General features: G+C 64.3%; 24 protein-coding genes and 1 other RNA gene. 15 read left to right on the top strand and 10 right to left on the bottom strand.

The features are described from left to right. The first annotated feature begins 85 nt into the window (after window positions 1-85). Entirely contained in the window at window positions 86-1,987 is a 1,902-nt protein-coding gene (locus tag K3725_RS14950; protein ID WP_260016091.1) for a 5'-nucleotidase C-terminal domain-containing protein, read from the top strand. 64 nt (window positions 1,988-2,051) lie between these two features. Continuing rightward, window positions 2,052-2,150, top strand: an RNA gene (gene ffs, locus K3725_RS14945) — signal recognition particle sRNA small type. Window positions 2,151-2,252: 102 nt separating this feature from the next. On the opposite strand, the gene K3725_RS14940 is transcribed toward ffs, so the two are convergent. Beyond that, window positions 2,253-3,086, bottom strand: coding sequence for a prephenate dehydratase (locus K3725_RS14940; protein WP_019298220.1), 834 nt, complete (start codon window positions 3,084-3,086; stop codon window positions 2,253-2,255). A 118-nt stretch (window positions 3,087-3,204) separates the two neighbouring features. On the opposite strand from K3725_RS14940, the gene K3725_RS14935 reads away from it, so the two are divergent. Next, window positions 3,205-3,714: a cytochrome c family protein gene (locus tag K3725_RS14935; protein WP_260016090.1), complete on the top strand. Its 510-nt coding sequence runs from the start codon at window positions 3,205-3,207 to the stop codon at window positions 3,712-3,714. A 97-nt stretch (window positions 3,715-3,811) separates the two neighbouring features. On the opposite strand, the gene K3725_RS14930 is transcribed toward K3725_RS14935, so the two are convergent. After that, window positions 3,812-4,036: a DUF333 domain-containing protein gene (locus K3725_RS14930; RefSeq protein WP_260016089.1), complete on the bottom strand. Its 225-nt coding sequence runs from the start codon at window positions 4,034-4,036 to the stop codon at window positions 3,812-3,814. 228 nt (window positions 4,037-4,264) lie between these two features. On the opposite strand from K3725_RS14930, the gene K3725_RS14925 reads away from it, so the two are divergent. From K3725_RS14925 to K3725_RS14910, 4 genes are all read left to right on the top strand, one after another. Continuing rightward, window positions 4,265-6,178 carry an extracellular solute-binding protein gene (locus tag K3725_RS14925; protein WP_260016088.1) on the top strand — a complete coding sequence of 638 codons (1,914 nt, stop codon included), beginning with the start codon at window positions 4,265-4,267 and terminating at the stop codon, window positions 6,176-6,178. Window positions 6,179-6,188: 10 nt separating this feature from the next. Then, window positions 6,189-7,274 (top strand): microcin C ABC transporter permease YejB, encoded by a 1,086-nt coding sequence (locus K3725_RS14920; protein ID WP_260016087.1) that lies wholly within the window; start codon window positions 6,189-6,191, stop codon window positions 7,272-7,274. Window positions 7,275-7,277: 3 nt separating this feature from the next. Next, window positions 7,278-8,384 (top strand): ABC transporter permease, encoded by a 1,107-nt coding sequence (locus tag K3725_RS14915; protein ID WP_260016086.1) that lies wholly within the window; start codon window positions 7,278-7,280, stop codon window positions 8,382-8,384. A gap of 307 nt (window positions 8,385-8,691) precedes the next feature. After that, window positions 8,692-10,278, top strand: coding sequence for an ABC transporter ATP-binding protein (locus K3725_RS14910; RefSeq protein WP_260016085.1), 1,587 nt, complete (start codon window positions 8,692-8,694; stop codon window positions 10,276-10,278). A 318-nt stretch (window positions 10,279-10,596) separates the two neighbouring features. Here the strand turns inward: K3725_RS14910 and hemN are convergent, their stop codons facing one another. Next, on the bottom strand, window positions 10,597-11,952 hold the full coding sequence (hemN, locus tag K3725_RS14905; RefSeq protein ID WP_260016084.1) for an oxygen-independent coproporphyrinogen III oxidase: 1,356 nt from the start codon (window positions 11,950-11,952) through the stop codon (window positions 10,597-10,599). Window positions 11,953-12,014: 62 nt separating this feature from the next. On the opposite strand from hemN, the gene fnrL reads away from it, so the two are divergent. Further along, entirely contained in the window at window positions 12,015-12,755 is a 741-nt protein-coding gene (gene fnrL / locus K3725_RS14900; RefSeq protein WP_260016083.1) for a transcriptional regulator FnrL, read from the top strand. A 22-nt stretch (window positions 12,756-12,777) separates the two neighbouring features. Here fnrL and K3725_RS14895 read toward each other — a convergent pair whose 3' ends face one another. Then, window positions 12,778-13,647, bottom strand: coding sequence for a LysR family transcriptional regulator (locus K3725_RS14895; RefSeq protein WP_260016082.1), 870 nt, complete (start codon window positions 13,645-13,647; stop codon window positions 12,778-12,780). Between the two features lie 117 nt (window positions 13,648-13,764). On the opposite strand from K3725_RS14895, the gene glyA reads away from it, so the two are divergent. Continuing rightward, window positions 13,765-15,084, top strand: a complete 1,320-nt coding sequence (gene glyA / locus K3725_RS14890; RefSeq protein WP_260016081.1) for a serine hydroxymethyltransferase — start codon at window positions 13,765-13,767, stop codon at window positions 15,082-15,084. A gap of 238 nt (window positions 15,085-15,322) precedes the next feature. Next, on the top strand, window positions 15,323-15,580 hold the full coding sequence (locus K3725_RS14885; protein WP_029205031.1) for a GlsB/YeaQ/YmgE family stress response membrane protein: 258 nt from the start codon (window positions 15,323-15,325) through the stop codon (window positions 15,578-15,580). 68 nt (window positions 15,581-15,648) lie between these two features. Here K3725_RS14885 and K3725_RS14880 read toward each other — a convergent pair whose 3' ends face one another. Continuing rightward, window positions 15,649-16,488 carry a universal stress protein gene (locus tag K3725_RS14880; RefSeq protein ID WP_260016080.1) on the bottom strand — a complete coding sequence of 280 codons (840 nt, stop codon included), beginning with the start codon at window positions 16,486-16,488 and terminating at the stop codon, window positions 15,649-15,651. A 205-nt stretch (window positions 16,489-16,693) separates the two neighbouring features. Between K3725_RS14880 and ccoN the strand changes: the two genes are divergently transcribed. The 4 genes from ccoN to ccoP are packed head-to-tail and all read left to right on the top strand — an operon-like array spanning window position 16,694 to window position 20,133. Continuing rightward, complete coding sequence (gene ccoN / locus K3725_RS14875) at window positions 16,694-18,304, top strand: cytochrome-c oxidase, cbb3-type subunit I (protein WP_260016079.1); 1,611 nt, start codon at window positions 16,694-16,696, stop codon at window positions 18,302-18,304. A gap of 14 nt (window positions 18,305-18,318) precedes the next feature. Then, complete coding sequence (gene ccoO / locus K3725_RS14870) at window positions 18,319-19,047, top strand: cytochrome-c oxidase, cbb3-type subunit II (RefSeq protein ID WP_260016078.1); 729 nt, start codon at window positions 18,319-18,321, stop codon at window positions 19,045-19,047. 13 nt (window positions 19,048-19,060) lie between these two features. Then, the gene (locus K3725_RS14865; RefSeq protein WP_260016077.1) at window positions 19,061-19,267 is read left to right on the top strand and encodes a cbb3-type cytochrome c oxidase subunit 3; all 207 of its coding nucleotides are present in this window, start codon (window positions 19,061-19,063) and stop codon (window positions 19,265-19,267) included. Beyond that, complete coding sequence (gene ccoP, locus K3725_RS14860) at window positions 19,264-20,133, top strand: cytochrome-c oxidase, cbb3-type subunit III (protein WP_260016076.1); 870 nt, start codon at window positions 19,264-19,266, stop codon at window positions 20,131-20,133. The genes K3725_RS14865 and ccoP overlap by 4 nt, the downstream gene beginning before the upstream one ends. A gap of 260 nt (window positions 20,134-20,393) precedes the next feature. Here ccoP and K3725_RS14855 read toward each other — a convergent pair whose 3' ends face one another. The 4 genes from K3725_RS14855 to dctP form a co-directional block, all read right to left on the bottom strand. Beyond that, window positions 20,394-21,164, bottom strand: coding sequence for an alpha/beta fold hydrolase (locus K3725_RS14855; protein WP_260016075.1), 771 nt, complete (start codon window positions 21,162-21,164; stop codon window positions 20,394-20,396). Next, window positions 21,164-22,465: a TRAP transporter large permease gene (locus K3725_RS14850; RefSeq protein WP_260016074.1), complete on the bottom strand. Its 1,302-nt coding sequence runs from the start codon at window positions 22,463-22,465 to the stop codon at window positions 21,164-21,166. Before K3725_RS14850 ends, K3725_RS14855 begins: the two co-directional genes overlap by 1 nt. Beyond that, a complete protein-coding gene (locus K3725_RS14845; RefSeq protein ID WP_260016073.1) occupies window positions 22,465-22,974 on the bottom strand; it encodes a TRAP transporter small permease in 510 nt (169 codons plus the stop codon). The genes K3725_RS14850 and K3725_RS14845 overlap by 1 nt, the downstream gene beginning before the upstream one ends. A 74-nt stretch (window positions 22,975-23,048) precedes the next feature. Next, window positions 23,049-24,032, bottom strand: coding sequence for a TRAP transporter substrate-binding protein DctP (gene dctP / locus K3725_RS14840; protein ID WP_260016072.1), 984 nt, complete (start codon window positions 24,030-24,032; stop codon window positions 23,049-23,051). A 215-nt stretch (window positions 24,033-24,247) separates the two neighbouring features. On the opposite strand from dctP, the gene K3725_RS14835 reads away from it, so the two are divergent. Beyond that, window positions 24,248-25,132: a LysR family transcriptional regulator gene (locus K3725_RS14835; protein ID WP_102855928.1), complete on the top strand. Its 885-nt coding sequence runs from the start codon at window positions 24,248-24,250 to the stop codon at window positions 25,130-25,132. Here K3725_RS14835 and K3725_RS14830 read toward each other — a convergent pair. Further along, a complete protein-coding gene (locus K3725_RS14830; protein WP_260016071.1) occupies window positions 25,127-26,023 on the bottom strand; it encodes a LysR family transcriptional regulator in 897 nt (298 codons plus the stop codon). The genes K3725_RS14835 and K3725_RS14830 overlap by 6 nt on opposite strands. Window positions 26,024-26,042: the final 19 nt, after the last annotated feature.

The raw sequence follows: 26,042 nt of genomic DNA, 5'->3' as shown, positions 1-26,042 counted from the left end.
TGAAAAAGTTAACGCGCGCAGCAAAGGAACCTTTGCAAATCGTGAAAACGCTGATTCAAATAGCGCGAAACAAAAATGGCGCCGAATGGTGCAAAAGGAGCAGCGGGCAGGCGGTGTCAGCAGTATTTCGGACATGACAGTCGGGGCGGAGGCCTCCAGGGCCCGCAGTGCCGGGGAATTGCATGTGCTGGCCACCACGGACCTGCACTGCAACCTGCTGAGCCATGATTACTATGCAAACCGTCCGGATCCCGCCATTGGTCTGTCGCGGGTCGCCACCCTGATCGCTGAGGCGCGCGCGCAGGCTGCGGCCAGGGGCGCGGCCAGTATCCTGGTCGACAACGGCGATGGGTTCCAGGGGGCGCCGCTGGGCGATGTCCTGCCGCAGGCGGCGGGGCCGCATCCGCTGGTCCGGGCGTTTCAGGTGCTGCAGTATGATGCGGCGGGTCTCGGCAACCACGACTTCGACATCGGGCTGGACGCGCTGGCTGCGGTGACCGCGGACATGCCCTGCCCGGTGCTGTGCTCCAACCTGAGGGCGGCGCAGCCCGGCCTTCCGCTGCCGTTTGCCCCCTCGGCGGTGCTGGAGCGGCAGGTGCCGGGCTGCCCGGGTCTGCCGCCGGTCCGGATCGGGCTGCTGTCGGTGCTGCCGCCGCAGACGCTGTCCTGGTGCCGGCAGGCACTGCAGGGGCAGCTGCAGGCCGCTGGCATCGTGGAGGCCGCCGCGGAGCAGGCCGGGCAGCTGAAAGCGCAGGGCTGCGATCTGGTGCTGGCGCTGGCGCACACCGGCCTGGCGCCTGCGGGCGGCGACCGCAGCGAAAACGCGCTGGACGCACTGGCTGCGCTGCCGGGCATCGACGCCCTGGTTGGCGGCCACACCCATCTGACGTTGCCGCACCCGGATCATCCCTTCAGCAAACCAGTGGTGATGCCGGGGGCGCATGGCTCGCACCTCGGGGTGATCCGGCTGGCGCTGGAGCATGCCCCCGGCGGCTGGCAGATGGCTGGCGGCTCTGCCAGTTTGAGGCCGGTCTCTCAGCCGGGCGCAGCCGGCACCGCAACGCCGCTGGCAAAAGAGGATCCTGTCCTTGTGCAGGCGCTGGCAGAGGATCATTCCCGCACGCTGAAGAGGATGCAGGAGCCGGCCGGCAGCAGTCCGGTGGCGATGCATTCCTACTTCACGTTCTTTGCACCGGACCGCGGCCTTGCCCTGACAGCCAGCGCCCAGGCGGCTGCGGCGCGGGTGCTGCTGCGCGGCTCTGCCGGCGAAGACCTGCCGCTGCTGTCGGCCGCGGCACCGGGAAAATTCGGCGGCCGCTCCGGGCCGCAATCCTATACCGATATAGCGGCCGGCGATCTTTGCGCCAGAAACATTGCCGATCTGCAGGTCTTTCCGAATGAGCTGCGGGTGGTTCAGGTCACCGGCGCGCAGCTGCAGGACTGGCTGGAGATGTCAGCCGGGCTGTTCAACCGGATTGAGCCGGGCAGCTCCGGCCGGCGGCTGAGCGATCCGCAGCGGGCGGGGCATAATTTCGATGTGATCTTCGGGCTCAGCTATCAGATTGATGTCACCCAGCCGCCGCGGTTTTCCGCATCCGGAGACCTGCTCAGCCCGGCGGCGCAGCGGGTCAAGGAGCTGCGCTGGCAGGGCCGCCCTGTGGATCCCGGCCAGCGTTTTGCGGTCGCGGTCAACAGCTACCGGGTCAGCGGCGGCGGCCGGTTCCGGATGCTGGAGGAGGCCCGCGAGCTGCCGCTGCCGCCCTTGCGTATCCGCCAGGGGATCCGCGACTACATCGCCGGACGGCTGCCGCCGGAGCCGCTTGCAGAGGCGCCCTATCCCTGGCAGCTGGCGCCGGTGCCGGGCACCAGCGCAGTGGCGGTGACCGGGCCCGGCGCAGCAGAGCACTTGCAGGAACTGCCCGCCGGCTTAGCCACGCCGCGCGGCTTTGACAGTGCGGGTTTCTGGGAACTGGAGCTGCAGCTTTAAGCCCCCCGAAGCGGTAGCCTCAGCCGCCCTTGCCATTCCCGGCAGCGGTCCTTATATCGGGATTCGAGAGGTTGGCGCGGGCAGGCGCCTCGCCAACCTGGTCAGGTCCGGAAGGAAGCAGCCACAACGAGCCCCGCTTGGGTCGATGTCCAGCCTCTCACTTACCTCCCCCGTTTTGTGATCAAGACGCCGTTTTCCTGCGAGGAAAACGGCCAGGAAAAAACGATTTTTCCTGGCCGGAATTCGTGCCGAATTCCGGCTGGCCTCAGAACCGGCCGTTGTCTGCCGGATAGACGCCGAGAATTTCCACATTGGTGGTGAAATAGCTCAGCTCATCCATTGCCAGCTGCACATTGGCATCATCGGGGTGGCCCTCGATGTCGGCATAGAACTGGGTTGCGGTGAACGATCCGTCCACCATGTAGCTTTCCAGTTTGGTCATGTTGATGCCATTGGTGGCAAAGCCGCCCATCGCCTTGTAAAGCGCCGCCGGGATGTTGCGCACCTGAAAGACGAAGCTGGTGATCATGTTGTGGGCGCCGCGGCGGGTGTAATCGATGTCCTTGGCCATGATCAGGAAACGGGTGGTGTTGTCGCCGTTATCCTCGATATGGCGGGCCAGCACGTCCAGCCCGTAGATCTCGCCTGCCAGTTCGCTGGCCAGCGCGGCGGAGTGGATGTCGCCGGCTTCGGCCACGTCCCGGGCGGCGCGGGCGTTGTCGGGGCTGACGCGGCCGCGGATACCGTGCTCGCGCAGGAAGGTCCCGCATTGCGGCAAGAGCACCAGATGCGAATGGGCCTCGCGGATATCCTCCAGTTTCGCCCCCGGCACCGCCAGCAGGTTGATATGCACCCGCACAAAGGCTTCGTCGATGATATGCAGCCCGCTGTGCGGCAGCAGCCGGTGGCTGTCGGCCACACGGCCATAGGTGGAGTTCTCCACTGGCAGCATCGCCTGCTCGGCCTCGCCGCTGCGCACCGCCTCCAGAATCTCCTCAAAGGTGCGGCAGGGCAGCACCTCCATGCCGGGGCGGGCAATGCGGCAGGCCTCGTGGCTGTAGGAGCCAAGCTCCCCCTGAATGGCGATTTTGCGGCTCATGGGTGTGTTCCCCGTGCAAAACTTCAAGAATTGGGCGTTTCGTCGCGCTGTCTATACCTTGCCACTTGGGAGGGGAAGCCTTAGACACCCCTGCAGACAGCTAAATGGACTCGCGATCATGTTTGACACGATGACCCTCACCAAAGCGACCGCAGGCCTCTGCGGCGCGTTCCTGGTATTCCTTCTGGGCAAATGGGGCGCAGAAGTACTGTATCACATGGACAGCCACGGTGAGGCGTCCTATGTGATCGAAGTCGCCGCGGCCGAAGACGCCGGCAGCGACGAGCCGCAAGTCAGCTTTGAAGAGCTGATGGCCTCCGCCGACGCCGCCAAAGGCGCCAAGGTATTCAAGAAATGCTCCGCCTGCCACAAGCTGGAAGACGGCGCCAACGCAACCGGCCCGTATCTGTACGGTGTGGTTGGCCGCGACATCGCTTCCGCTGCGGGCTTCGGCTACTCCGGCGCGCTGACCGGCCTGGCCGGCAAGGCCTGGACCCCGGAAGAGCTGGACGCCTTCCTGGCCAAGCCGTCGGCCTATGCCTCCGGCACCACCATGTCGTTCTCCGGCCTGAAAAAGCAGACCGACCGGGTGAACCTCATTGCCTATCTGGACAGCCTGGACGGCTAAGCCGGACCGCTGTCCCAGCTATCCAAACGAAAAAGCCGCTGCAAAATGCAGCGGCTTTTTTGATGTTCGCGTGAGCGGTGTTCCATGAGCGGCCGGATCAGGCCGGGTTGTTCTCGCGGTAATAGGCGAGCGCATCGCGTTCCGTGCCGTCGGGCAGGATGCAGACGCCGATGGTGCCCGCTTTGCCGCTGCGCAGCACATAGGTGCCGCCGGTCTGCACGCAGTATGCCTCTTCCGGGCTGGTGTAGACCACTTCCTCTTCCTGCTGGGCGCAGGCGCTGAGCGCGGCGGCCCCGGCAACCGCAAGGGCGGCAAATCTCATTGACTTCAGCATCGCAAACTCCCTCGTTTCATAACGTAATCGTGATATGAGGCTGGCAGGCAATGATATTGCGGGCAAGCGCCGCCTTGAAAAGGCATGGTTTTCGGCTGCTTTGTGCCAAGACAGCCGGAGATATCACCCAATCTCAACTTGAATGTTACCGCCCCCGGACATTAGCTTGGGAGCGAAAACCCGGGCCAGAGTTCCGGGCACAGGAGGTCATGGCAGATGAACACCGCCAAAGCTGCAGCGCGCGTGCGCGCAAAGGACACAGTGAACCCGCTGCAGGCCGCCGCCGCGCTTGCGTTCGGCTTGATCCTGGCACTGGCCGCCGCCACGCTGGCGCGGGCGGAAGAGGCCATCATCAAGGCGCATGGCTTTGCTGAATTCGGGGAACTCAAATACCCGCAAGGCTTTGACCACTTCGACTACGTGAATCCTGAGGCGCCCAAGGGCGGCGAATTGTCGATCTCTGCCGTCGGCACCTTCGACAGTATGAACCCCTACACCCGCAAGGGCCGGGCTGGGGCGCTGTCCTCGGCCCAGTTCGAAAGCCTGCTGGTGGACTCCTATGACGAGCCCGGCTCCTATTACGGCCTGATTGCCGAGAGCCTGGAATACCCCGAAAGCCAGGACTGGGTGATCTTCAACTTGCGCCCGGAGGCGAAGTTTTCCGACGGCAGCCCGGTCACCGCGGATGACGTGGTGTTCTCCCACAACATCCTGCTGGAGCAGGGGCTGAAATCCTACGCCGAAGCGGTGCGCAAACGCATTCCCAAGGCAGAGGCGCTGGGACCGCACCGGGTGAAATTCTACTTCTCCCCGGATTTCCCGCGCCGCGCAATGATCACCCAGGTCGGCGGCACCTCGGTGTTTTCCAAGGCTTGGTTCGAGGCGGATCCGGAAAACCGCCGCATTGACGAGCCGCGCCTGGATCCGGGCATCGGATCCGGGCCATATGTGCTGGAAAGCGCCGATGTGAACCAGCGCATCGTCTATAAGCGCAACCCGGACTACTGGGGCAAGGACCTGAATGTAAACGCGGGCCGCCATAACTATGACCGTATCCGCGTCGAGTATTTCGGCGATGACGTGGCCGCGATGGAGGGTTTCAAGGCCGGCGTCTACACTCTGCGCCCCGAAAACAATTCCAAGAACTGGGCCACCAATTATGAATTTTCCGCCGTCGAATTGGGCCATGTGATCAAGGGCGAGTTCCCCGACGGCAATGTGCCGCCCGCCAGCGGCTTTGTGATGAACCTGCTGAAACCCAAGTTCCAGGACATCCGCGTGCGCGAGGCGATGCAGCTGGCCTTCAATTTCGAATGGACCAACGAAAGCCTGCAATACGGGCTGTTCCGCCACCGCTCCTCCTTCTGGCAGGATTCTCCGCTGGCGGCCCAAGGCCTGCCCGAAGGGCGCGAAAAGGAGGTGCTGGAGGCGCTGAGCGACCAGATCGACCCGTCCATCCTGACCTCTGAGCCGGTGATGGCCCATGCCTCCAAGGCGTCGCGCCCCGGCGACCGCAAAAACCTGCGCCGGGCGATGACACTGCTGGATGAGGCCGGCTGGACCGTGGGTGACGACGGCATGCGCCGCAACGCGCAAGGCAAGCCGCTGAAGGTCGAATTCCTGGCCGACAGCCCGACCATCGAACGCATCGTGCAGCCCTATGCCGCCAACCTGCGCACCATGGGGGTGGATGCGGTGCTGAACCGGGTCGACTATGCCCAGTACACCAGCCGCCGCCGCGAGAAGGAGTTCGATATGATCTCCTCTGCCTACTCGATGCCGCTGGAACCCTCGACCGGTCTATACCAGCAATTCGGCTCCGAGGCGCATGAGTATTCGGTTTTCAACCCGGCCGGCCTGGCCGATCCGGCGGTGGATGCGCTGATCGGCAACATCGTCGATGCCAAGACCCAGGAGGAGCTGCGCGCCAACGCCCGCGCGCTGGACCGGGTGCTGCGGGCCAAGCGGTTTGTGGTGCCGACCTGGTATCTGGACGTGAACTGGATCGCCTATTGGGACATGTACCGCCAGCCGGAAAACCTGCCGCCCTATGACACCGGCCTTCTGGACCTGTGGTGGATCGATGCAGAGCGTGAGGCGGAACTGAAAGCCGCCGGCGCGCTGCGGTAAGGGACCTGAGATGGCAGCCTATATCTTCCGGCGTCTGCTGCTGGTGATCCCGACGCTGTTCGGCATCCTGGTGGTGAACTTTGCCCTGGTGCAGTTTGTGCCCGGCGGCCCGGTCGAGCAGATCATCGCCCAGCTTGAGGGCGGCGGCGATGTGTTCGAGGGTTTTGCAGGCGGCGGCGGTGATGCCGGCACCGAGGCGATCAGCGCGAATGAGAACTACGCCGGCCGCCAGGGCCTGCCGCCGGAGCTGATCAAGGAGCTGGAGGAGCAGTTCGGCCTCGACAAGCCGCCGCTGGAACGCTTTCTGACCATGCTGGGCAACTACGCCCGCTTTGACTTCGGCGAGAGCTATTTCCGCAAGATCGATGTGACCGACCTGGTGCTGGAGAAGATGCCGGTCTCGATCTCGCTTGGCCTGTGGTCGACGCTGATTGCCTATCTGATCTCGATCCCGATGGGCATCCGCAAGGCGATGCGCGACGGCTCGCCCTTTGACACCTGGACCAGCGGCGTGATCATTGCGGCCTACGCAATCCCCGGCTTCCTGTTTGCCATCATGCTCCTGGTGCTCTTTGCCGGCGGTTCCTACTGGCAGATCTTCCCGCTGCGCGGCCTGACCTCCGACAACTGGGAGAACCTCAGCCTGTTTGGCAAGATCGCGGACTATTTCTGGCACATCGCGCTGCCAGTCACCGCCTCCACCATCGCCGCCTTTGCGACGCTCACCTTGCTGACCAAGAATTCCTTCCTCGACGAGATCAAGAAGCAATACGTGATGACCGCCCGCGCCAAGGGCCTCAGCGAGACCCGCGTGCTCTACGGCCATGTGTTCCGCAATGCGATGCTGATCGTGATTGCGGGCTTCCCGGCGGTGTTCATCGGTGTGTTCTTCGCTGGCTCTCTGATCATCGAGACGATCTTCTCGCTCGACGGCCTCGGCCGCCTCGGGTTTGAGGCCGCGGTGGCGCGCGATTACCCGGTGATGTTCGGCACCATGTATATCTTCGGCCTGATGGGGCTGGTGGTCGGGATTATCTCCGACCTGATGTATGTGGTGGTGGACCCGCGCATCGACTTTGAAAAGCGGGAGGGCTGATTGATGAAGCTCTCCCCCCTGAACCAGCGCCGCTGGCGCAACTTCTGCCGCAACCGCCGCGCCTATTGGTCGCTGTGGATCTTCGCGGTGCTGTTCGGCCTGTCGCTGTTTGCCGAGTTCATCGCCAACGACAAGCCGATCCTCGTGAGCTACCGCGGCGAGGTCTATGCGCCGGTGTTCAACTTCTACCCGGAAACCCAGTTCGGCGGCGACTTCCAGACAGAGGCGGTCTATTCCGACCCGGAGGTCGAATGCCTGATCCGTTCCGGCGGGGTGGAGGACTGCTTTGACGAGCCGGAGACCATCCTGGAAGAAATCGCTGCTGGCACCTATGCGGCAGATGGTTTCCACGAAGGTTGGACCCTCTGGCCGCCGATCCCCTACAGCTTCAACACCACCGTGGACCGCCCTGGCGCCGCGCCGCTGCCGCCCGGCGGGCTGAACCTCTTGGGCACCGATGATACCAAGCGCGACGTTCTGGCGCGGGTGATCTACGGTTTCCGCCTGTCGATCCTGTTCACCCTGATGGTGACCGGCGCCGCCAGCCTGATCGGCATTCTGGCCGGCGCGGTGCAGGGCTATTTCGGCGGCCTGACGGACCTGGTGTTCCAGCGTGTGATCGAGGTCTGGGGCTCGGTGAACTCGCTTTATGTCATCATCATCATGTTTGCGATTCTGGGCCGCAGTTTCTGGCTGCTGGTATTCCTGATGGTGCTGTTCGGCTGGACCGCGCTGGTCGGCGTGGTCCGGGCCGAGTTCCTGCGCGCCCGCAACCTGGAATATGTCCGCGCCGCCAAGGCGCTGGGTGTTGGCAACCTGACCATCATGTTCCGCCACATGCTGCCCAACGCAATGGTGGCAACGCTCACAATGCTGCCCTTCATCATCACCGGCACCATCGGCCTCTTGGCGGGCTTGGATTTCCTCGGCTTCGGCCTGCCGTCCTCGGCGCCGTCGCTGGGGGAGCTGACGCTGCAGGCCAAACAGAACCTTGAGGCACCCTGGCTTGCCTTCACCGCCTTCTTCACCTTTGCCATCATGCTGTCGCTCTTGATCTTCATCTTCGAAGGCGTGCGTGATGCCTTTGACCCGCGGAAGACGTTTTCGTGACGTCGCGGACGTTCTCTCTAATCCGTTCTGCTCCGCTTTATTGGATTAGCAATGCTGTTTTGGCGCTGCTGGCACTGTTCTCTATGTTCGAAATCCTGGCAACTCCGAGGCCTCCAGGATCGATGTGGTTTAAGGGGTTATCTTACTTCTTCTTCCTATTGTTTGCTCCTGGAACGCTGTCCTTGACGGCGGCTGCGTTCGTGTTCGCTTTCAGGGTTGAACCACCCACCTGGCTGAGGACTTGGTCGTATATTGCTGCCGCTTTCTACGTTTACGCCTTCTATGCCATCTACACGGTGCCTTCGCTATGACTGATCATCCCCTCCTGAATGTCCAGAACCTCCGCGTCTCCTTCCGCCAGGACGGCAAGATCAGCGAAGCTGTGCGCGGCGTCTCCTTCTCTGTGGGCCGCGGCGAGACCGTGGCGCTGGTGGGCGAGTCGGGCTCCGGCAAATCGGTCTCGGCGCTGTCCACCGTCTCGCTCCTTGGCGACAGCGCCACGGTGACAGGCTCCGTCACCTATGACGGCACCGAAATGGTCGGCGCCGATGAACGCCGCCTGATGCAGGTGCGCGGCAATGACATCAGCTTCATCTTCCAGGAGCCGATGACCTCGCTCAACCCGCTGCACACCATCGAACGGCAGCTGGAGGAATCCCTCGCCCTGCACCAGGGGCTGAGCGGCAAACCGGCCCGCGCCCGCATTCTGGAGCTCTTGGAAAAGGTCGGAATCCGCGACGCCGAAAACCGGCTGACCTCCTACCCGCATCAGCTCTCGGGCGGCCAGCGGCAGCGGGTGATGATTGCCATGGCGCTGGCCAACAAACCCGATATCCTGATCGCCGATGAGCCGACCACCGCGCTGGATGTGACCATCCAGGCGCAGATCCTCGACCTTTTGGCAGACCTCAAGGAAAGCGAGGGCATGGGGCTGTTGTTCATCACCCATGATCTCGGCATCGTGCGCCGTATCGCCGACCGGGTCTGCGTGATGAAAAACGGCGAGATTGTTGAGGAAGGCCCGGCGGCCGAAATCTTTGCCAACCCGCAGCATCCCTACACGCAGAAACTGCTGGCGGCCGAACCCTCAGGCCAGCCGCAGCCGGTGCCGGAGAATGCCGAGGAGCTGGTCTCTGCCAAGGACCTCAAGGTCTGGTTCCCGATCCAGCGCGGTCTGCTGAAGCGCACCGTCGGCCATGTGAAGGCGGTGAACCCGATGTCGGTCTCGGTCCGGGCAGGAGAAACCCTGGGCATCGTAGGGGAGTCCGGCTCCGGCAAGACCACCCTGGCGCTTGCCATCATGCGGCTGATTGCATCCGAAGGCGCGGTCACCTTCCAGGGCCAGGACCTGCGCAAATGGTCCACCCGCGACCTGCGCGCCTTGCGCAAGGACATGCAGATCGTGTTCCAGGACCCGTTCGGTTCGCTCAGCCCGCGGATGACCTGCGCCCAGATCATTTCCGAGGGCCTGGCGATCCACAAGGTGGACCAGCACCGCGACACCCGCGAACTGGTGGCAGAGGTGATGACGGAAGTGGGCCTCGACCCCGCGGCGATGGACCGCTACCCGCATGAGTTCTCCGGCGGCCAGCGCCAGCGCATCGCCATCGCTCGCGCCATGGTGCTGCGCCCGAAACTGGTGGTGCTGGATGAGCCGACCTCCGCGCTGGACATGACGGTGCAGGTGCAAATCGTCGAGCTGCTGCGCGACCTGCAGGCGCGCTATGGGCTGGCCTATCTGTTCATCTCTCACGACCTCAACGTGGTGCGGGCGATGTCGCATCAGGTGGTGGTGATGAACCAGGGCGATGTGGTGGAGACCGGCGCGGCGGAGGAGCTGTTTGCCAACCCGAAACAGGACTATACCCGGCGGCTGCTGGCCGCGGCGGGTTAGACCTCTCGCAGGTTAACTTTCCGTCAGGCTTTGCAGCATCTATGCGTTCGCACTTCACGCAACGCCCACAAGTTGCGGCAGCGCGGTTGACCAAATGTTTCGCGCGCGAAACATTCGGGCAGCATTGTTGACCTATTGAGAGGCCGCTGAAAAGCACCGGAACCCTCCCGCGCCCGCAGGTGCCCCGGCTGCGCCAGGACCCCTTGGCGGCCTTGGGCGAGGCTCAGCGCCCTGGGCGCTGAGCCTCGCCCAACGGGAGCGCTGCGCCATAGGCGTGGCGGCGACGGGCGGGAGAACCTTGCCTTTGAACAAAGGGGATCAGATGGCGGTGCTGTGGCCTGGTTGGTTCAGGCCGTAGGTGTCAAAGCTGCGGGCGATCATCCTGGTCAGCGGGCGGGCTTCCTCGCGGATTTCCAGCCCCTTGGCAGTGACGGCCAGCATGCTGGGGAAAGCGGCGCGGGCCTCTGCAAACAGGCGGTCCAGATCGTCCCCGGTCACCGCAAAGCGCGACAGGATCTCCTCGCGGCAGATGCGGAAATCGCACATCAGCGCCTCGATCAGCCGCGCCCTGAGCAGGTCCTCGCCGCCAAAGGCATGGCCGCGGGCGGTGGCGAACTGGCCGCCGCGGATGGCGCGGACATAGGCCGAAGTGGCCGGCGCGTTCTGTGCATAGCCCTGCGGGAAGCGCGAGATCGCCGAGGCGCCGATGCCGATCAGCACCTCAGCCGGATCGTCGGTGTAGCCCTGGAAGTTGCGGCGCAGGCGTCCAGTCCGCTGCGCAACCGACAGCCCGTCGTGGGGCCGTGCGAAATGGTCGATGCCGATCTCCCGGTAGCCGTCCCACAGGAACAGCTGACGGGCGGTCTCGAACAGTTCCAGCCGCGCCTCTGGCGTCGGCAGCGCGTCGGAACGGATCATGCTTTGCCGCCCGGCCATCCAGGGCACATGGGCATAGCCGTAAACCGCCACCCGGTCCGGCGTCAGCGACAAGAGCTTCTGCACGCTTTCGGTCATGATGGCCGGCGTCTGATGCGGCAGGCCATAGAGGATGTCTGCGTTGAGGCTGCCAATGCCGTGGCTGCGCAGCTGCCCGATGGCGGCGCGTGTGGTCTCAAAGCTCTGGATGCGGCCGATCGCCTGCTGGATGGTGCGGTCGAAATCCTGCACCCCGACCGAGGCGCGGTTCATGCCTGCGGCGGCCAGAGCATCCAGCCGCCGGTCTCCGATTTCATTCGGGTCGATCTCGACCGAGAATTCCGCCCGCGGCGCCAGCGGCAGGGCTTCGGTGATGGCGGCGGCCAGGTCACGGATCAGGTCCGCACTCAGCAAGGTCGGCGTGCCGCCGCCCCAATGCAGGCGCGACAGGGTGATGCCCTCGGGCAGCTGCGCTTTCAAAAGCGCAATCTCAGCCTTCAGAACCTGAACATAGGCCTCCACCGGGGCGTCGGAATGGGTGCCCTGCGTGCGGCAGGCGCAGAACCAGCACAATCTGCGGCAGAACGGCACATGCACATAAAGCGAGATGCTGCTGCCGGGGGAGATCCTTGATACCCAATTAGTAAACTGCCCTGAATCCGTTTCTTTCCCAAAGTGGGGCGCAGTGGGGTAACTGGTGTAGCGCGGCACTTTGGCGTCAAACAAACCCAGTTCGGCCAATTGAGCTTTCTGTTCCATTCAATTACCGTTATGGGAACGCGCGAACCAGAGCCTTGACCCAGATCAAACGGGACCAACGAATGAACGCTCCAGTCCTTTCCCATTCCAGATGCGGCGACTGCCCGATCCGTCACCGTGCTGTTTGCGCGCGCTGCAATGCGGACGAGCTGGAGGAGCTGGACGGGATCAAATACTACCGCAGCTACGAGGCCGGACAGCCGATCATCTGGTCCGGCGATGTGATGAACTTTGTGGGGTCTGTGGTCTCCGGCATCGCCTCACTGACCCAGACGATGGAGGACGGGCGCACCCAGATGGTGGGCCTGCTGCTGCCCAGCGATTTTGTCGGCCGTCCGGGGCGCGAAGGCGCGGCGTACGATGTGGCGGCAACCACTGACGTGGTGATGTGCTGCTTCCGCAAAAAGCCGTTCGAGGAGCTGATGGAGCGCACCCCGCATATCGCGCACCGGCTGCTGGAAATGACTCTGGACGAACTCGACGCTGCGCGCGAGTGGATGCTGGTTCTGGGCCGCAAGACTGCCCGCGAGAAGATCGCCAGCCTCTTGGCTATCATCGCGCGGCGTGATGCCACGCTGACGCCGGGCGGGGCCACCAACAGGATGGTGTTCGACCTGCCGCTGACGCGGGAGGCGATGGCAGATTACCTGGGCCTGACTCTGGAAACCGTGAGCCGCCAGATCTCGGCGCTCAAGCGGGACGGTATCATCGAGCTGGAAGGCAAGCGGCATGTGACCGTGCCTGACATGCGCCTGCTGATGGAAGAGGCGGGCGACGACAGCGACGGCGGCTTCCTGGGCTGAACCCGCCTTTTTCCTGCAATTCCTACCTGCTTTCCGCCAGCCAGCGGGCCACCCGCGCGGCGGGGCTGCGCGGGCCGGAGGGGCGCAGGCTCCACAGCCGGAGTTCACGCGGCAGGCCGGCTCTCTCGGCAAACGGCGCTATCAGCCTGCCGCTGTCCAGCAGGGGTGCCACCAGTGCCTGATGGCCGATCAGCACCCCCGCGCCATTGACGGCCTCCTCCACTGCCAGCGAGTAGAGCGAGTACTCCGGCCCCCGAAGATGCAGGGTCTCGCCCGGGCAGGCGGCTTGCAGCCACAGTTCCCAATCCTGCGCCCAGACCGCGTCTGACAGGCAGGGGACATTTTGCAGGTCTGCGGGGGTGCGCAGCTGTGCTGCAAGCGACGGCGCGCAGACCGGAAAGATCACGTCCTGGTCTATCACCTCGCCCTGGCCGCCGAAGAACAGGCACAGGTCGTAGGGCGTGCGCTTGAGGTTCGGAGGCTCCTCGGTGGCTGTGACCGACACCGCCATCTCCGGCATCGCAGCCCTTAAGGCAGGCAGGCGCGGCGACAGCCAGAACTGGGCAATCGCGGGCAGGGTGGCGATATGCACGGTGCTGGGCTGGGCTTCCTCGCGCAGGTGCCTTGAGGCGGCGTTCAATTGGTCAAAGGCGGCGGAGAATTCCGGCAGCACCCGCGCGCCTAGCGCCGTCAGTGTCACTTGCTTCGGGCGGCGGACAAACAGTGGCGCTTGCAGCGCGTCCTCAAGCGACTTGATCTGGGCCGAGACCGCGCCGGGCGTCACCCCCAGCTCCTGCGCGGCGGCGGAGAAGCCGCCCAGCCGCGCGGCAGCCTCAAACGCGCGCAGGGCGGTCAGCGGCAGGGATTGGGCAGGGGGCGGGGAAACAGCCATGTTTGAGCCTCAATTTTTCTAGCCCTAGTTTTCTGGAAAACTGATTTGCGGGCAAGGGGGCATCGGCGCTTTGATAGGGGCAGAGAGAAACCCGCCGCTGCGCGAAGGAGACAGACCATGACAGAGCTTGCCCGCCGCACCTGGGTGCCCGCCGCCTGCGAAGACTACGTGCAGACCGTGGCCGCCAAAACCGCCGCCGCCACCAGCGCGGAGACCGCTGCGCGGCTGACCGCGCTGGCGGATCTCAATACGCAGATCCACGATCGCGACTGCTTCAACCTGAACCCGGCCACAAATGTGATGAACCCGGCGGCAGAGGCGCTGCTGGCCACCGGTCTCGGCAGCCGGCCGTCGCTGGGTTATCCCGGCGACAAATACGAGATGGGGCTGGAGGCCATCGAGGAGATCGAGGTGATCGCTGCCGAAGTCGCGGCCAAAGTCTTCAACGCGCGCTACGCGGAAATCCGGGTGGGTTCGGGCGCGCTGGCCAACCTCTATGGCTTCATGGCGCTGACCAAACCCGGCGATGCCATCATCGCGCCGCCTGCCGCGGTGGGCGGTCATGTGACCCATCATGCGGGCGGCTGTGCGGGCCTATACGGGCTGCAGACCCATCCGGCGCCGGTGGACGGCGATGGCTATACCGTCGATCTGGATGCGCTGCGCGACCTGGCGCGCGAGGTGCGGCCCAAGCTGATCACCATCGGCGGTAGTCTCAACCTGTTCCCGCATCCGGTGCCGGAAATCCGGGCAATCGCGGATGAGGCGGGCGCCAAGGTGCTGTTCGACGCCGCCCACCAGTGCGGCATGATTGCCGGCGGCCATTGGGCCAACCCGCTGGAGCAGGGCGCGCATATGATGACGATGAGCACCTACAAGAGCCTGGGCGGCCCGGCTGGCGGGCTGATCGTCACCAACGATGCGGACATCGCCGAGCGGCTGGATGGCATTGCCTTTCCCGGCATGACCGCGAATTTCGACGCGGCGAAGTCGGCGGCGCTGGCGATGAGCCTGTTGGACTGGGTGGAGCACGGCGCAGGGTATGCCAAGGCAATGGCCGATCTGTCGCTGTCATTGGCGCAAGAACTGGCAGGGCAGGGGCTGCCGGTCTTTGCCTCTGCGCGCGGCATGACACAGTCGCATCAGTTTGCACTGGAGGCGGCAGAGTTTGGCGGAGGCCAGGCAGCCTCCAAACACTTGCGCAAGGCGGGCTTCCTGGCCTGCGGCATCGGCCTGCCGGTTGCGGAGGTGCCGGGAGACATGAACGGGCTGCGCATCGGCACGCCGGAACTGGTGCGCCGCGGTGTCAGCGTGGCGGATGCGCCCAGGCTGGCAGAGCTGATCGCGCGGGCCTTGCGCGCTGAGGATCCGGCCGGCATTGCTGCTGAGGTTGCCGCGTTCCGTTCTGGTTTCCAGGGGATGCATTACGTTCGCTGAGGGCGGACAAAAGGCGGGGCTCTCCCGCGCCCGCGCGGGCCCGGCGGTGCCGGACCCGCTGGCGGCCTTGGGCCAGGCTCGGCGCACCGCGCCGAGCCTGGCCCAACGGGAGGATGCCTTTTCGCAGGAAAGGCGGACGACGGGCGGGAGAGGCCCTGGTTTCCGGACCTGACGGCAGCGGGTGACCCCGGGCCGCAGTTGTGGTCTACTATTGCGGTAACACAACATGGAGGCGGCAATGCAGTTTGGAAGTCTGATCGGGATGCTGATCATCGGGGCGCTGGCGGGCTGGCTGTCCGGCAAGATCATGCAAGGGCGCGGCTTTGGCATCCTTGGCAATATCATCGTCGGCGTGGTCGGCGCTTTCCTGGCCGGCACCATCTTTCCGGCGCTGGGGTTTGCCGCGGGCGGCGGCTTTTTCTGGTCGCTGATCCACGCCACCATCGGTGCGGTGATCCTGCTGTTCCTGATCGGCCTGATCCGCAAGGCAAGTTAAGTTCCGGCCCGCTGGAACAGGAAAGGCGCCCTGCGGGGCGCCTTTCTGATTGCAATGCCCGGCAGGCTTTAGTGCGCCATCAGAACCGGCACCGCGGCCTGTTCCAGCATGTTGCGGGTGGCGCCGCCCAGGATCGCCTCGCGGAAACGGGAGTGGCCATAGGCCCCCATCACGATCAGGTCGGCGGCGGTATCGGCGGCGTGGCGGTTCAGCACGTCCGACACCCGGGTCAGCGTCTTGCTGAGCACGTCAATCTCGCAATTGACCCCGTGGCGGGCCAGCATCTGTGCCAGCATGCCGCCGGGATCGGAGCGTTCGGGGCCGTGCTGCGGCGGGTCGATCACCGCAATGCGGACCAGATCGGCCCCCTTCAGGAACGGCATTGCCCGGCGGATTGCGGTCATCGCCTCAATGCTTTCGTTCCACGCGGCCAGAACCGTTTTCGGAGTCTTCAGCGGCGTCCCCTTGTCCGGCACCACCAGCACCGGCGCGCGGCCTTCAAACAGCGCGGCCTCGACGATCGGCTCTGCCTCGGCGCGCTTGCCTGAACCGTAAGGCTGGCCCAGCACCACCAGGTCGGAGAACCGTGCCTGGCGCGCCACATGGCGGCCGATGTCGGCGATCTGGGCAACCCCGCTGTCTGTGCCATAGGCCACGCCTGCCTGCTTCAAGGCCGCGTCTGCCTGGGCCTGGACCTCTTCGGCCTCTTCCTGCGCGCGGGCCAGGGTTTCCTGCAGCACCATCGCATTGGCGCCGGCATAGTAGTATCCTGTCTGGGTGCGGTCGACACCAAGGCAAAGCGCATCGGCATGGGCGCCGAATTCCTCAGCCAGGGCCGCAATTTGCGCCAAAGGCGCCGCTGCGGTGTCCGCAGCTGTCAGAACGGTAAGTAAGGACTTGTAGGACATTGACACCTCTCGGCGGAAAAAGCACCGCAATCCTGGCGGGTGCGGGTGCGTGGAGTTTGACTGCTCGGGAAGAAGTGTCACATGTTGCCCGGAAATGTCTTGATGCAGATCAAGGCGGCAGAAAGGCGCGTTTTGCATGAAGGGCGCGGTCTAATAACGTTCCCGTATCCGCAGGATTCGCGGGGGCATGGCAAAGGGACGCAAGATGTCTAATTATATCAAGCTGATAGCGCTTGGTCTGGTCACGCTGTTTGCGATGATCGGCACCAATTACGCGCGGGATCTGGCTTACCAGGTGCACGCGATCATCGTGATGATCGTGGCTGGCGGCCTGTTTCTCTACACTTTGCGCAGAACCGACGAGCCGAAAATGGCACCCGCCGGTCTGGAGAACGAGTATTTCGACAGCGTGATCCGCGCTGGCACGATTGCAACCGCCTTCTGGGGTGTGGTCGGGTTCCTGGCGGGGACCTTCATCGCGTTTCAGCTGGCCTTTCCGGCGCTGAACTTCGAATGGGCCGAGGGCCTGGCCAACTTTGGCCGCCTGCGCCCGCTGCACACTTCCGCGGTGATCTTTGCCTTTGGCGGCAATGCGCTGATCGCGACCTCCTTTTACGTCGTGCAGCGGACCTCCGCGGCGCGGCTGTGGGGCGGCAACCTGGCGTGGTTCGTGTTCTGGGGTTATCAGCTGTTCATCGTGCTGGCGGCAACCGGCTATCTGTTCGGCTCCACCCAGTCCAAGGAATATGCCGAGCCCGAGTGGCACGTCGACCTGTGGCTGACCATCGTCTGGGTGGCCTATCTGGCGGTGTTCCTGGGCACCATCATCAAGCGCAAGGAGCCGCATATCTATGTGGCGAACTGGTTCTACCTGTCCTTCATCGTCACCGTGGCGATGCTGCACCTGATCAACAACATGACCATCCCGGTTTCGATCTGGGGCTCCAAGTCGGTCATCGTGTGGCCGGGCGTGCAGGATGCGATGATCCAGTGGTGGTACGGCCACAACGCTGTGGGCTTCTTCCTGACCGCGGGCTTCCTGGGCATGATGTATTACTTCATCCCGAAACAGGCCGAGCGTCCGGTGTTCTCCTACAAGCTGTCGATCATCCACTTCTGGGCCTTGATCTTCCTCTATATCTGGGCTGGCCCGCACCACCTGCACTACACCGCGCTGCCGGACTGGGCCTCGACCCTGGGCATGGTGATGTCGGTGATCCTGTGGATGCCCTCCTGGGGCGGCATGATCAACGGCCTGATGACCCTGTCGGGCGCCTGGGACAAGCTGCGCACCGATCCGGTGATCCGGATGATGGTGATCTCGCTGGGCTTTTACGGCATGTCCACCTTTGAGGGCCCGATGATGTCGATCCGCGCGGTGAACTCGCTGTCGCATTACACCGACTGGACCATCGGCCACGTGCACTCCGGCGCGCTGGGCTGGAACGGCATGATCACCTTCGGCGCGCTCTACTATCTGGTGCCGGCGCTGTGGAAGCGTGAGAGCCTTTACAGCCTCAAGCTGGTCTCCTGGCACTTCTGGCTCGCCACTATTGGCATCATTCTCTATGCCGCGTCGATGTGGGTGACCGGGATCATGGAAGGCCTGATGTGGCGTGAAGTGGACGCCAACGGCTTCCTGGTGAACTCCTTTGCCGACACCGTGGCCGCGAAGTTCCCGATGTATGTGGTGCGCGGCTTGGGCGGGGTGATGTTCCTCGCGGGGGCGATCATCATGTGCTACAACCTGTGGATGACGGTCCGTAAGGCGCCGGCCAAAGAGGCCAGCCTGACGGTCCCGGTTCCGGCTGAATAAGGAGCCAGGAAGCAATGTCTATTCTCGACAAACATAAGATCCTCGAGACCAACGCGACCCTGCTGCTGATCTTCAGCTTCCTGGTCGTGACCATCGGCGGCCTGGTGCAGATCGCACCGCTGTTCTACCTGGAAAACACCATCGAGAAGGTGGAGGGCATGCGTCCCTACACCCCGCTCGAGATGGCCGGCCGCGAGGTCTACATCCGGGAGGGCTGCTATGTCTGCCACAGCCAGATGATCCGTCCGATGCGTGACGAGGTCGAACGTTACGGCCATTACTCGCTGGCGGCGGAGTCGATGTACGACCGTCCGTTCCAGTGGGGTTCCAAGCGGACCGGGCCGGACCTGGCCCGCGTCGGCGGCCGCTACTCGGATGAGTGGCACGCAGACCACCTGCGCGACCCGCAGTCGGTGGTACCGGAATCGGTGATGCCGAAATACGGCTTCCTCGAAGAGAAGAAGATCGACGGCAAGTACATCGGCGACATCATGGCTACCAACGCGCTCTTGGGCACGCCTTACACGGATGAGATGATCGAAGCCGCGCAGGCTGACTTCCGCGCCCAGGCCGATCCGGACAGCGACTATGACGGGCTGCTGGAGCGCTATGGCGAGGACATCAATGTGCGCAACTTTGATGGCCAGCCGGGGGTTTCCGAGGCTGATGCGCTGATCGCCTACCTGCAGATGCTGGGCACGCTGGTCGACTTCTCGACCTTCACCCCGGACGCGAGCCGCTGAGGGAGGGGCAGAGATGGAACTCTATACACTCCTCAGGCAGTTCGCCGACAGCTGGATGCTGCTGTTCCTGTTCACCTTCTTCATCGGTGTGATTGTCTGGGCGTTCCGCCCGGGCAGCACCAAGGCCTACAAGGACACCGCAAACATCCCGTTCCGGCATGATGACGCACCCGCGCCCAGTGAGGGCCAACCCGCCGCGAATAAGGAGGCGAGGGCATGAGCAAGAAATCGCAGAAATTCGAAGGCGATCCGAACACCACCGGCCACGAGTGGGACGGGATCGAGGAATTCGACAACCCGATGCCGCGCTGGTGGCTGTGGACCTTCTATGCCACCATCATCTGGGGCGTGCTGTACACCATCGCCTATCCGGCATGGCCGCTGATCAACGGCGCCACCGCGGGGGTGCTGGGCTGGTCGACCCGGGCTGATGTCGCGGCGGAGATCACCGCGGTGGAAGAAGCCAACGCGCCGGTCAACGCCAAGCTGGAAGCGGCTGAACTGACCGCCATCGCGGAAGACCCGGAACTGGGCTCCTACGCGGTGTCTGCCGGTTCCGCCGTGTTCAAGACCTGGTGCGCCCAGTGCCACGGCTCTGGTGCGGCTGGCGCCAAGGGCTATCCGAACCTCCTGGACGACGACTGGCTCTGGGGCGGCTCGGTGGAGGACATCCACGCGACCATCACCCACGGCATCCGCAATGAGGACAGCGACGAAGCGCGCTATTCCGAGATGCCTGCATTCGGCCGCGACGAGCTGCTTGAGAAGGAAGAAATCTCTCAGGTGGTCAACTACGTGATGTCGCTGTCGGGTGATCCGCAGGACGCCTCCAAGGTTGAGGCCGGTTCGGTTGTCTTTGCCGACAACTGCGCCTCCTGCCACATGGAAGACGGCACCGGCGACCGCGCGCAGGGCGCGCCGAACCTGGCGGATGCGATCTGGCTCTATGGCGGCGACTACGCCACCCTGACCGAGACCGTGAGCAACTCGCGCTATGGTGTGATGCCGGCCTGGAACACCCGCCTGACAGAGGCGGAAATCCGTGCGGTGTCCTCCTACGTCCATCAGCTGGGCGGCGGCGAATAAGCCGGGGCCGGTTTTCAGAAACGCGGAAAAGGGCTGCCTGCCGGGCGGCCCTTTTTCTGTTGTGGGGCGGCGCTCTGTCATGCAGGGGCGCCTGAGGGAGGACAGCGATCCCACGCCCGGGAGGAGGCAAAGATGCCATCACTGCGCTTTGCCTTACCCCGGCAGGAACGCGGGCTTGCCCGGCCGGGCCCTTTCGGAAGGAGGCAAGACAGTGCAGGCACGTCCTGAACGGCCGTCGGTTGAAGCAAGCCGGATGGCGGCTAGCCGGTGCCGCAGCCTTCCTGCAGGAAGTCACGGACCAGGGACTGAAACAGCGCCGGTTTTTCCAGATGCACCGCATGGGCGGCGCCGGGCACCACGGACAGGCGCACGTTGGGCAGGTTGGTCCACAGCGATTCCACCTGCGGCCAGCGGTAAGAACGGTCGGAGTCCCCCCAGACAACCAGCGTCGGCATGGTCAGCTGCGGCAGCGCGTGCCGGCCGTCCCAGCCGGCCATCGCCTCCAGCGCGGCCAAAGCGGCCTGCGGGCTGGCTTCTGCGCCGATTTGCGTCAGCAACGGATAGCCCCGCGCGGTGTCTCCGGCCTTGAACCAGGTTGCCCCGATGCGGGCGATGGTTTTTGCGACGCCGTCGGCAAGCAGTCTTTCACGCGAAACCGTGATGGGTTCGAACCGGTCCGGCATCAGGCCCAGCGGGCCGGTTCCATAGAGGATCAGCTTCTGCACCGCCGCCGGCCGGGCTGCGGCCATCTCCTGGGCGATCATTCCGCCCATGGAATGGCCCATCAGGATGAACTCTGAAATCTGCAGGCTGTCGAGCAGGCCGAGCACGGCCTCTGCCATTGCCGCGATACTGCTGCAGCCGGGCAGGCCGGCGGCAGCTGCAAAGCCCGGAAGGTTGGGGGCGATCACATCGTATTCGCTGCTGAAGGCGTCGATCTCGTTTTGCCACTGGGTAGCGCCGCCCAGATAGCCGTGCACCAGAACCAGAACCGGGCCGGAGCCGGAACGCAGATAGGGGAGGGTCGGCATCAGCGCATTTGCTCCGGCAGCCACAGCGCCACATCAGGCGACAGGATGAGAATGGAGATGAGCAGGATCATGGCGGCGATGAAGGGCAGGCAGCCCATGATCACGTCGCCGATGCTCACCTGTTCGCGGCCGATGGCCTGGATCACATAGAGGTTCAGTCCCACCGGTGGAGTCAGCACCGCGATTTCCATGGTGATGGTGTAGACGACACCGAACCAGATCAGATCGAACCCGGCTGCATCCATCAGCGGGTAGATGGTCGGCAGCGTGATGAAGGTCATCGATACCGGTTCCAGGAACATGCCAAGCACGATGTAGAACACCAGCACGATGGCCAGGACCGTGTAGGGCGACAGCTCAAACGACAGGAACAGGTCGGTGAACTGCTGCGGCACCCGGTAGTAGGTCAGCACGAAGCCGAACAGCACCCCGGCCGACAGCAGCAGGCCCAGATAGCCCATGGTGCGCATGGTGGCGAAGATGGCGCCCTTGAAGCCCTGCCAGTTGAGGTCGCCGACCCAGAAGGCCAGCACCACGGTCAGAAGGGCGGCAACGGCGGCGGCCTCGGTCGGGGTGGCGATGCCTGCGTAGATCGCGACGGTGATCACCAGGCCGATCAGGATGACAGGGCCGATGGTGCTGAGGATCATCTTCAGCGGCATCTTGGCGGCGTCCTCGCTGCCGGGGATGTCCTCGGGCTTCATCATGCCCCAGATCAGCACCACCACCACAAAGCTGGAGACCAGGATCAGCCCGGGGATGACGCCCGCTATGAACAGGTCGCCGATGCTTTGGTCGGTGACAATGCCGTAGAACAGCAGGATCAGGCTGGGCGGGATCAGCACCGACAGGGTGCCGCCCGCGGCCAGCACGCCGCTGGACAGGCGCTTGCCGTAGCCCAGCCGCAGCATTTCCGGCAGCGCGACGCCGCCGATGGTGAGCGCCCCCACCATCGAGGAACCGCAGACCGCGCCGAAACCGGCGCTGGCCCCGATGGAGCCATAGGCGGCAGAGCCCTTGATCCGGACACCCTGATGCAGGAACTGGTAGAGGTTAGGTCCGATGCTGGAGCGTCCGATCAGTTCACCCAGGAAGACAAACAGCGGCACTGCCAGCAGGATGTAGTCGATCCAGACGCCCCAGAGCTTCAGCTCAGACGAGACGATGGAGGTTTCCCAGCCCTGGATCTGCCAGAGGAACGGCAGCGAGGCCGCCGCCAGGGCAAAGGGGATGGGCAGGCCGATGGTGATGAACATCATCAGCAGGCCCAGCAGGCCGAGGCCGACAGTATACCATTCCATTAGAGGTCTCCCGACGGGGCCGGAGTGCGGATCAGGCGGATCAGACGCAGCGCGGCATAAAGTGAAAACAGCACCAGCGCCGTGGCGCCGGGGGCCCAGAACGCATAGCGGGGCCAGTGCAGGATTTCGGAGGCAACGCCAGAGTTGAACGAGCGGATCGTGGCGCTGACCCCGGCATAGGCAAAGAAGCTGCCGACCCCCAGCATCAGGATGTGATTGATGATATCCAGCAGCCGCCGGGCGCCAGGGCGGAGCAGCTCCGTGATCATCGTGACCTTGGGAAAGGCGTCTTCGCGCAGCGCATAGGCGAGGCCGGCAAAGGCGACCGGGAACAGCAGCAGGGCTGTGGCTTCGGTCACCATCCGGTCGGGTTTTCCCAGGCCGTAGCGCACAAAGACACCGTAGGAGATCCACAGCATCTGAACCAGAACCACAGCGGCGCCCGCTCCGGCCAGCCAGACGACTGCACGTTCCACGGCCCGGATCAGGCGGTCTAGACCGTCATCCATGACAGGGCTCCTTGTTGGAGGTGTTCAGTTCCCGGCGGCGGGCATCGGCCGCACCGCCGGGCCGGGGGGGAGCCTTAGGGCGCGTGGCTGGCCAGCAGCGAACGGATGCTGTCGGCCATTTCCGCGCCGCAGGCTTCGTTCACCGTTTCATCCCACTTGGGTTTGACGCTGGCGATCAGGGCTTCGCGCTGGTCATCGGAAATGGACACTGCGGCACCGCCGCCCTGCATCACAGCATTGCCGACCTGCTGGTCGACCCAGGCCTCATAGCGCGGCTGCAGCCATTTTTCGGTCTCGGCCGCCGCGGCCGTCAGCGCCGCCTGCTCCTCTGCGGTCAGGGCGTCGAACTTGTTCTTGTTCATCATGTACTGGATGTTGCCGTAGAACAGGTTGGCGTTGACCATATAGGGCATCACGGTCCACAGCTTCCAGGAGCTGTAGGTGGCAACCCCCATGTTGATGCCGTCCACGACACCGCGTTCGGCCGACTGGAACACTTCCTTGGGCGCCACGAACACCGGCTCGCCGCCCCAGGTCTCGATCATCATGCTGACCAGCGGCCCGATGGAGCGCACCAGCTTGCCGTCCAGGTTGCCGATGTCGCTGATCGGCTCCTCGAACCACCATTCCTGATCGTAGGAATAGTTCGAGTTGAACAGCGGCACCAGACCGGCGTTTGCGGCCTCATCGCGGATCAGCTCAGCATAGGCGGCATCGAGGCCGGTCTGGTCTTCCAGGCTGACCTCGGCCGGATACAGCGACGTGACCGCGTAGCAGGGCAGGCGGTTGTCGGCGTTGATCCAGCTGATGTCGGAGACGCCGCCCTGAACGGAATCGACGCCCTCGGACCAGCCGTGCAGCGTGGCCGAAGGGAACACCTCAACCTTGACGGAGCCGCCGGTTTTTTCCGCGACGAGGTCCGCGAAATGGGTGAAGCCCTGATAGCGGATGTCGGATTCGTTCACATAGGTGCTGAGGCGCAGCGTGGTCTCGGCGGAGGCCGCGCCTGCGGCCAGGGCAGCCGCCAGGGCAACTGCGGATGTTGTCGTTCTGATCATTTGTTCCTCCCTTGAAACTCGGGCTTCATGGCGGCTCTCAAGGACGCCGGACCCGTGGCTCCCCCTTTTGGTGATTTTGGCCTGAGGCCCGGGATGCCTGTAGGGAAGGCTAGGTGCTGCCGTGCGGGGTTGGCCAACTCAAAAAATACATTAAACTATTCGAAAAACGTATAGATGTTTGTTTCCAGTATCTTGCTGCTGGGCTGGAGGGGCAATTGGATATCAACTGGCTGCGGGACTTTACCTGCCTGGCGCGGACGCTGAATTTCACCCGCGCCGCGGAAGAGCGGAATATCACCCAGTCGGCCTTCAGCCGGCGGATCAAATCGCTGGAGATCTGGATGGGGGTGCCGCTGATAAAACGCTCCAGCTACCCGGTGCAGCTGTCTGAGGCGGGCCAGCAGTTTCTGCCGGTGGCGCTGGAGCTGATAGCGAACCTCACCGACATCCGTCAGACCCTGCGGGCGCAGGAGCAGGGCAGCACCGCGTTTCAGCGCGTCGCGGTGCTGCATACGATCTCGGTCAACTACCTGTCGCTGCGCATTGCCGAACTGGAAGACAGCATTCCGAACCTGCGGGTGCGGATCTATTCCGACAACCTGCGCACCTGCTGCCAGCTGCTGTCGGAAGGCACCTGCGATTTCCTGCTGTATTACCGGCACAAGGACGTGCAGCCGGTGTTCGACGAGGCGCAATTCGCGCGCAAGGACATCGGCACCGAGCTGATGCTGCCGGTGGCAGAGGCCGCCGCGGCCAGGGCCGGAGGGTGGGATCTGGACCGGGGCGGGCGCGGGCCGTTTCCCTATCTCGGTTATGATCCAAGCAGTTTCCTGGGGTCGGTGGTTGACCAGACCATCGGCAGCCGCACGCCGCCCTTGTCGCTGCGCTATATGGATGCGCTGACCGAAGCCATCAAACGCCGGATGCTGTCCGGCAGCGGCATCGCCTGGCTGCCCGAAAGCGTGGTGGCGGCGGAACTGGCCGCAGGCCGTGTGGTTCAGGTTGGCGGCCCTGTCTGGCAGGCGCAGCTGACCCTGTCGCTGTTCTGCTCGCTTGAACGGCTGGACAAGACCGGGCTGCAGGTTTGGGACGCGTTATGACAGGCCGGGGCAGTCCGCCGAATCGCCCAGCAGGCGCCAGACCGCTTCCTGCTGACGGCTGCCGCGCCCGGCGAGGCGGATCATCACCACGTTCAGCTCTTCCGCGGGCAGGCCGGGCACCTGCTGCAGGCGGGCGGCGTCAAGATGGGGCCTGACCAGGCTCAGCGGCAGCCAGGCAACGCCGATCCCGTCCAGCGCATATTCGCAAGCGGCCAGCGTCAGCGCGGTTTCTGCCTTGGGGAGCAGCACGGTGCCGTCCGGCAGCCGGGGGTGAATTGCCTGGCTTGCCACCCGGCCAAGAAATACATCGGACGGGTAGGTGATCGCGGGGATTTCGGTTTGCTCCATCGCGGCCAAAAGGGCGGGCGCGGCAACCGGCACCAGATGGTCGGTGCCCAATGCCCGGGTGCCGAAGGCCTCAGGCAGCGCAAGGTTTCCTCCGCCGGTCCAGTCATAGGCGACGGCGAAGTCGGCATCGCCAGACAGCAGCTGCATCAGGCAGGCATCGCGGTTGCCGGAGCGCACCCGCACCGGCTGGTCCTGCGCGGCGGTCAGCAGTTTCACGATCCAGGGGGATATGGTTGCCGTGATCGCGTGCTGGCAGGCAAAGGCAACGCCGCGGCCGCCGCTCTCGGCTGAGACCTTCAGGTCGTGCTTCAGGCGGCGCAGGCGGGCGCTGAGCTCGCGCAGTTCCGGCTCCATCGCCATGACGCCAGGCAGGATTGTCACCGGCTTGCGGGAGCGGTCGAACAGTTGAGCGCCAAGGCGGGTTTCGATGCCGCGCACCCGCCGGGTGAAGGCGGGCTGGGTCAGCAGGCGCTGCTCTGCCGCGCGTGCCAAGGAGCCGGTGTCAATTACCGCAAGTATGTCGTCGATCCAGTCCAGCTGCATGGCGGCAGATTAGGTCGAA

The organism is Leisingera sp. S132, from assembly GCF_025144465.1.
Taxonomy (GTDB): domain Bacteria; phylum Pseudomonadota; class Alphaproteobacteria; order Rhodobacterales; family Rhodobacteraceae; genus Leisingera.
Note: the sequence above shows the minus strand (reverse complement) of the source record. Positions and strands in the feature narration are given on the sequence as shown.